At 44.9% G+C, this 7,422-nt stretch carries 7 protein-coding genes; all 7 read left to right on the top strand.

Going from position 1 to position 7,422, the window contains the following annotated elements; genetic code table 11:
- On the top strand, nt 1-1,033 hold a 1,033-nt coding region (locus B3014_RS13820; protein ID WP_289283161.1), incomplete at its 5' end, for a phytase.
- Nucleotides 1,034-1,043: 10 nt separating this feature from the next.
- A complete protein-coding gene (tolQ, locus tag B3014_RS13815; protein ID WP_007145101.1) occupies nt 1,044-1,745 on the top strand; it encodes a protein TolQ in 702 nt (233 codons plus the stop codon).
- 7 nt (nt 1,746-1,752) lie between these two features.
- Nucleotides 1,753-2,202: a protein TolR gene (gene tolR / locus B3014_RS13810; RefSeq protein ID WP_284722677.1), complete on the top strand. Its 450-nt coding sequence runs from the start codon at nt 1,753-1,755 to the stop codon at nt 2,200-2,202.
- Nucleotides 2,195-3,022, top strand: a complete 828-nt coding sequence (locus tag B3014_RS13805) for a TonB family protein (RefSeq protein ID WP_284722676.1) — start codon at nt 2,195-2,197, stop codon at nt 3,020-3,022. Before tolR ends, B3014_RS13805 begins: the two co-directional genes overlap by 8 nt.
- 16 nt (nt 3,023-3,038) lie before the next feature.
- Nucleotides 3,039-5,015 (top strand): PhoX family protein, encoded by a 1,977-nt coding sequence (locus B3014_RS13800; protein WP_289245435.1) that lies wholly within the window; start codon nt 3,039-3,041, stop codon nt 5,013-5,015.
- A 209-nt stretch (nt 5,016-5,224) separates the two neighbouring features.
- The gene (locus B3014_RS13795) at nt 5,225-6,271 is read left to right on the top strand and encodes an NAD(P)-dependent alcohol dehydrogenase (protein WP_007145105.1); all 1,047 of its coding nucleotides are present in this window, start codon (nt 5,225-5,227) and stop codon (nt 6,269-6,271) included.
- A gap of 54 nt (nt 6,272-6,325) precedes the next feature.
- Complete coding sequence (locus B3014_RS13790) at nt 6,326-7,210, top strand: AraC family transcriptional regulator (protein WP_289245434.1); 885 nt, start codon at nt 6,326-6,328, stop codon at nt 7,208-7,210.
- Nucleotides 7,211-7,422 lie beyond the last annotated feature (212 nt).

Below are 7,422 nucleotides of genomic sequence, written 5' to 3'. Positions count from 1 at the left end.
AGGCAAAATCCCTAGGACCCCATGGACGCATACATCGCTGACATCGCCCCCGCCTATCCCGCTGGTTAAACCAGCAATACAAACCGATGCTGTACCAAGCTTAGGCGATGCGGCTGATGATCCAGCTATCTGGGTCAACAAAGCCAACCCGGAACAAAGTCTGGTATTAGGTACGGATAAACAAGGCGGTTTAGTTGTTTATGATTTAAAAGGCAAAACCCAGCAATTTTTGCCTGTTGGACGACTGAATAATGTCGATGTCCGTCATGGTTTTCATTTCAATGGTAAACAGATTGATTTAGCGGTTGCCAGCAATCGTGATCATAACTCACTGCATGTGTTTGCCATCGATCCAGCAAGTCGTCTTGTCACTGAAATGGGTGAAGTTAGCACCACGGCACAGGATATTTATGGCCTGTGTATGTATAAAAATAAACAAGGTGATATCTACACCATTGTGAATGATAAAGACGGCCGCTTTTTCCAATATCAGATGCAGGACAAACAAGGCAAGATTGCCGGTGAACTGGTCCGTGAATTTAAAGTTGCCACGCAACCTGAAGGCTGTGTGGCCGATGATAAACATGATCGTTTATTTATTGGTGAAGAAAACAGAGCAGTCTGGACACTTGATGCCCGTGCCGATCAATCTACGGTGATGACTCAGGTCATGCCTGTCGGTGAACATCTGAAAGACGATATCGAAGGGATCAGTTTGTATCAGAACGACAAACAGGATTATCTAGTGATATCCAGTCAGGGCAATGATAGCTATGTTGTGCTTGATGCTCTGCCACCCTTCACTTATCGCGGTGTATTTCGTATTGGCTTTAATACAGCATCCGGCATTGATGGTGTTTCAGAAACAGATGGTCTGGATGTCAGTAGCGTCAATTTTGGCCAACCATGGCAGCAAGGCATGTTAGTTGTTCAGGATGGACGCAATCGCATGCCATTGGAAAATCAAAACTTCAAATATGTGCCCTGGTCAGAGATTGCTGATCAACTCGGCCTGTCTAAACTGAGCAAATAAGGAGTCAATCATGGAAACTGCAATGCATGAAATGACTATTTGGGGTCTGGTCAGTGATGCCAGCGTTTTAGTGAAAATTGTGATGCTGATTTTAGTACTGGCATCGATGGTAAGCTGGTATCTGATCCTGTGGCGTTCAAATGTATTAAGTCGTCTGGAGAAACAAAATAAGCTGTTTCAGCAGCAATTCAGACAAACGGCGGATATGACGTCATTACCTGAAGCAACAACAAAAGCGACTTTACACAAAGCGATTCCAGCCATATTTCAGGCTGGCTGGCAGGAGTATGAGAAATATCAGCATATCGCCACTATGCCGCAGGATGAAAAGGTAGAAAATGTAGAACGTGCCATGCTGGTGAATATTGGCGAGCAGGAAGCCGAACTTGAAAAAGGTCTTTCTTACCTGGCTACCATTGGTTCAGTCAGCCCCTACATCGGCTTGTTCGGTACGGTCTGGGGCATTATGAACTCGTTTATTGGCCTGTCCCAGGTTGAACAAGCGACATTAAACACCGTGGCCCCGGGTATTGCTGAAGCCCTGATTGCCACCGCTATCGGCTTATTTGCAGCGATCCCGGCAGTGGTTGCTTATAACCAGCTGAGTAAACGCGCCGGGGCTATCAGTACGCTTTATTATCATTTTGGTAATGAGTTCATCACCCGATTACAGCGAGTGATGCACAGAGCACCATTGGCAAAGGCTGCGTGAGGTCGTCATGCTAAGAAAACCGGTTGCTAAACATGCCTTGAAGGCAGAAATGAATGTGGTGCCTTATATCGATGTGATGCTGGTGTTGTTAGTGATTTTTATGGTCACAGCTCCGCTACTGGTACAAGGCGTTAAACTTGAATTACCTAAGGTTGCAGCGGAAGCGTTACCCACTGATAGTCAGAAAACGATTCTGACTTTATCGGTGGTTGCTGATGGCAGTTATTACTGGAATGTGGGTTCAGAAGTCGATATTCAATCCCGCTCAGATCAAGCAGTCAGCTTGGATGACATGGTCGAAAAAATAGAGCAGATTAAACAGCAGAATGACAAGCTGCTATTTTTTATCCGTGGTGATAAAGCCACGGATTACGCTTCAGTTGTAAAAGCGATTGCCGCATTACAGCAAGTGGGTATCGATGATGTGGGCCTGATTACGGAGTCGCCCGATGCCTGAGTTAGCTATGCGTGATCCACTTTATCTAAGTAAACCGTTTACTGCCTCTGAGATAAACAAATCTGCATTAATTGAAGTAGGTTTGTTTCATATTGCCATTGCCGCATTATTATTTCACTCATGGACACCGGTGACTCAGCATGAACCGGTCGTTAAAACAGTGAATATCCGCATGGTCGAACTTCCTCAGCCGGTAAAAAAAGCCGTGTTCGAAGAGGTAAAGCCGGTGGTTATACCTGAACCTGTTATCGAGCCAAAAGTTAAACCTAAACAAAGTATTGTTGAAAATGAACTGGCCTTTAAACGCGTTGAAAACCCCATAGCCAAACCGATAGAAAAACCCGCACCAAAAACACCTGTAAAAAAGAAAATAGAAAAGCAAATAAAACCACTTAAAGACAAGCCGGTTCCGCCTGTCAGCCAACCGACAAAGCAAGAAAAACCTGCAGAAAAGTTGCCTGACAGCCCAGTACTGACAAGTAGTAATAAGCAAAATGTGCCACAAAAAACACAAAGTAATCCATCCGAGCTAGCAACTGAAACATTTTCTGTGGAACACTATAAACCGATTGAAAAACAGGTACCGGACTATCCCAGAACTGCTTTGCGTAAAGGTCTGGAAGGTGATTGCACTGTTCGATATACCGTAAACAAACAAGGCCGTGTAGAGTCTCCCGAGGTATTGGCTGACTGTCATCCGATGTTTGAACGGCCATCATTAGCTGCTGCCAAAACCTTTCGTTACGCGCCTCGTATGGTTAACGGAAAAGCGGTACCTGTACCGAATGTTCGTAACACCTTTGAATACCGTATTCATTAAAAGAAGATAACTCGCCATGACACAGCCGACACACTCAGATTTTCATCAACGCCTGGCATCTTATGATGATGAGATTATTAACAGCACCGAGCAAAAAAGCCTGGATAAAATGGCGTTATCACGCCGTGATGTTTTAAAAGGCAGTTTAAATGCCGCCGTTATAGGCTTTCTAGGACTGAGCATGGGTAGTCGTTTTGCCTTTGCCGGTGAAAATGCCATCCCCCCAGCCCCATATATTGGTTTTCAGCCTATTCAGCCACGTACCGATCCCTTATTTGATGAAGTCGTGGTCGCGGATGGCTATCAGGCAAAAGCCTTCTTCTCCTGGGGTGATCCGGTGGAAACAGGAGCAACAAAATGGAAAGCCGATGCCAGTAATACCTGGCAGGAACAGCTGAAACAGGCTGGTGATAACCATGATGGCATGCACTTTTTTGCCTTTCCCGACAACAATAATCGTGGCTTGATGGTGATCAATCATGAATACATTAATCCCACCATCCATACCGATGGATTGATTTATGATGGCAATGGCAAACGTTTGCCCGACGATGTCAAAAAAGAACAAGCGGCTCACGGTGTCAGTGTCATTGAAGTGAAAAAAGACAGTCACGGTGAATGGCAACGCGTTTACCCCTCACTCTATAACCGCCGTATCTCAACATTAACACCGATGCAGGCCAGCGGTCCCTTAGCCGGTCATGACCTATTCAAAACAGTCGCTGATCCTGATGGCAATGAAATTATCGGCACCTTGAATAATTGCTCGAATGGTTTCACTCCGTGGGGTACCTATCTGGCCTGTGAAGAAAATTGGCATAACTATTTCTTCAATCACGACAAAACAGATTACCAGTCTCGTGTCTCTCATCACCGTTATGGCATTTCTAATGACAAAAACGACAATTATTATGGCTGGAGCACGATTGATGCGCGTTTTGATGCAACACCGGATGCTTCACTGCCCCATCAGGGTTACGTCAACGAGCCTAATCGTTTTGGTTGGGTCGTCGAAATTGATCCTTTTGATCCGCAAAGCAAACCCATTAAACGCACAGCCTTTGGTCGTTTCTGCCGCGAGTGTGTAGCACCTTCACTGGCAGATAATGGTCAGTTGGCGTTTTACTCTGGTGACGATACTCGTGGTGAATATGTCTATAAATTCGTACCGTCTCAACGCTTTGATAAAACCCAGATGCACAATAATAAAGACATATTGGATGAAGGCACATTGTATGTGGGGCGTTTTAACGATGATGGCACGGGTCGTTGGTTACCATTGGTACATGGTAATGAAGGGCTAACAGCAGAAAATGGTTTCCCCAGCCAGGCTGAAGTTTTAGTTAATGCTCGGGCTGCGGCTGATCTATTAGGTGCAACACCCATGGACCGTCCGGAATGGGCCACAGTGAATCCGCACAATTTGGATGTTTATGTGTCACTGACCAACAACAATAAACGCGGCAAAGAATTTGCTGTTAATGCCGCCAACCCACGTCCTGATAATCGTCATGGTCAGATAATCAAAATCATGGAGGAGCAAGCCAATCCGGCAGCTACCTCATTCAACTGGTCATTATTCGTTATTGCAGGTGAGAAGCCAGACGCCACTGATGCTGAAGGTCACAAAGTAGCCGATCATTTAGTCGGTAATATTCAAGGAGATATTTTCTCCTCACCTGATGGTTTAGGCTTTGATCAGGATGGCCGTTTGTGGATTATGACTGACTATGATGACGACGATCCGTTCATGGCAAACATGGGCTGTAATCAGGTGTTATGTGCCAACCCGCAAACGCAGGAAATCAAACGCTTTTTAGTTGGACCGAGAGGCTGTGAACTGACCGGGATTACCTGGAGTCCTGATTACAAAGCGATGTGGGTTAATATCCAGCATCCAGGATTAAGCTACCCGGCTTCTGATGGTAAAACACGCCCACGCTCAACAACGGTGCTGATTACTAAAAATGATGGTGGTGTTATCGGCAGCTAAACGTCCATTTCTGGAACGTTGTGGATGTGACTGAGTCACTATAGATACACAGGTAAGTTACCCCGTGTTTATTACTGGGATGACTAAAACGATAGCATTTAATTTACGTAGAAACACACATAAAGGCTGTAGTATTAGGCAAGTGGTTTCTCATCGTTCCGTCTATAGTATTTTCACCTCTAATTCTTTTATCTAAGGGAGTTACATCTATGAAAACTGTTGGTTACGCAGCTCATTCCTCCGATACCCCGCTCGCCCCATATCACTTTGAACGTAGAGAATTACGCGATAATGATGTAGCAATGGAAATCCTCTATTGCGGTGTGTGTCACTCCGATTTACACGTTGCCAGAAATGATTGGGGTGGGTCTTCATACCCTGTTGTGCCAGGTCATGAAATAGTCGGCCGTGTGACTGCCGTTGGCAGCAATGTCAGCAAATATAACGTCGGTGATCATGTCGCTGTTGGCTGTATGGTCGATAGCTGTCAGGAATGTGATGAATGCCATAACGACCATGAACAATACTGTCGTAATACTTTTACACTGACATATGGTTCACCAGACCGTATTACTAATGATATGACACAAGGTGGTTACTCCAAACACATCGTTGTTCGTGAAGAATTTGTATTACGCCTGCCAGAAAATCTGGATCTGGCTAAAGCCGCGCCATTATTATGTGCAGGTATCACTACTTATTCACCTTTGAGAGAATGGAATGTCGGACCTGGTAGCCGTGTAGGTGTCGTTGGCATGGGCGGTTTAGGTCATATGGCCATTAAACTCGCTGTTGGTTTAGGTGCTGATGTGACAGTCATCAGTACATCACCGAAAAAAGAAGCCGATGCGCAAGAACTGGGCGCTCATAACTTCTTGGTATCTAAAGATGAAGACGCAATGGCGGCTGCCGCTTCCAGTTTTGATCTGATTATCGATACCGTGCCAGTAAATCATGATCTTAATCCTTACATCCCACTATTAGATAATGATGCCACTCTGGTTATGGTCGGTCAGATTGGTCCTATTGAAGGGCCAAACACAGCGCCGATGGTTTTCGGTCGCCGCCGCATTGCGGGCTCATTAATTGGTGGTATCAAAGAAACTCAGGAAATGCTGGATTTCTGTGGTCGAATGAACATTCTGCCTGAATGTGAAATGATCAAAATGGATGAAATTAATACCGCCTTTGAGCGAATGGAACGTTCTGATGTGCGTTACCGTTTTGTCATCGATATGGCATCATTAACGGCCTAATCCTATACGGGCAGTCAGTTTCTGGCTGCCCTTTTCCTTGTTTAGATAGACCTGATGAATACAAAACCTTTGGCTGAATTACTTAGCCGTTATGCTCCACACGATGGCTTGTTTGATTTACCTATCGCAGGTGTCCGCGTTTTTCGTGTATCTAAAATTGACGAAGTCGCTGTTCGTGGTAATAGCCAGCCCGGTATCTGCATTATTGCTCAAGGCGCTAAACGCGCCATTATCGGAAGTGATGTTTACGAGTATGACGATTCCAGAATGGCTGTTTATTCAACGGAGGTGCCGGTCTCAGCCAAGATTATTCAGGCCAGTGAAGATGAACCCTACTTGTGTTTGATTATCGATATGGATCAGCAAAAGCTGGCCGAAACGGCACTAAAGGTGTTTCCCTACGGTTTGCCTAAAACCGCACACACCAAACCGATTTTTATTGGTCAGGCTAATCCGCATATTATCGAAGCAGCTACCCGTTTAATTGGTTTATCAGCTCAAACAGAAGTATCAACCTTGCTGGTTCCGTTAGTGATGGAAGAAATTTATATCCGCCTGTTACAAAGTCATATCGGCAAACTGGTCGTGCAGATTGCGACTACAGGTTCCCATCTGCAAAAAGTCTCGGCTGCCATTTCCTGGTTGCAGGAAAACTTTACTGAACCGATGAAAGTCGATGAACTGGCTGAGCGCGTGAATATGAGCATATCGTCATTCCATCATCACTTTAAGGCAATAACGTCGATGAGCCCATTACAGTTTCAGAAAGAGTTACGTCTGTATGAGGCAAAACATCTGATGCTGTCAAAAATGATGGATGTCAGCACCGCTTGTATGCACGTAGGTTATTCCAGCGTGTCACAATTTAGTCGGGAATACAGCCGCTTTTTTGGTCAGCCGCCCAGTAAAGATATTCAACTTCACTCGATGGCTGTCTGAAATAACACAAGCTATAGCTGTAGAGTAAAAAGGCGGAAAGCACTCACAAGTGGACGACATAAATTTAGAATAAAAAATTGAATGTACTTTTGTGAGTGCTCTCCATTGCGAGCGATTGAGTTTAGATAAAATTAACTTAACTCACAACATGTGATCCGCTGCTATTTTGAATTAATGCACAAAATAAAGGCTATTTGCAAAACAGGGTTGGA

The organism is Methylophaga sp. UBA678 (assembly GCF_002299105.1).
GTDB classification, from domain to species: Bacteria; Pseudomonadota; Gammaproteobacteria; order Nitrosococcales; family Methylophagaceae; genus Methylophaga; species Methylophaga marina.
The sequence above is the reverse complement of the archived record's forward strand: the minus strand, read 5'-3'. Positions and strand labels throughout refer to the sequence as shown.

Excerpts from the sequence above, each read along its gene's own strand:
- tolQ (WP_007145101.1), top strand. The coding sequence starts at position 1,044 with ATGGAAACTGCAATGCATGAAATGACTATTTGGGGTCTGGTCAGTGAT.
- tolR (WP_284722677.1), top strand. The coding sequence starts at position 1,753 with ATGCTAAGAAAACCGGTTGCTAAACATGCCTTGAAGGCAGAAATGAAT.
- B3014_RS13805 (WP_284722676.1), top strand. The coding sequence starts at position 2,195 with ATGCCTGAGTTAGCTATGCGTGATCCACTTTATCTAAGTAAACCGTTT.
- B3014_RS13800 (WP_289245435.1), top strand. The coding sequence starts at position 3,039 with ATGACACAGCCGACACACTCAGATTTTCATCAACGCCTGGCATCTTAT.
- B3014_RS13795 (WP_007145105.1), top strand. The coding sequence starts at position 5,225 with ATGAAAACTGTTGGTTACGCAGCTCATTCCTCCGATACCCCGCTCGCC.
- B3014_RS13790 (WP_289245434.1), top strand. The coding sequence starts at position 6,326 with ATGAATACAAAACCTTTGGCTGAATTACTTAGCCGTTATGCTCCACAC.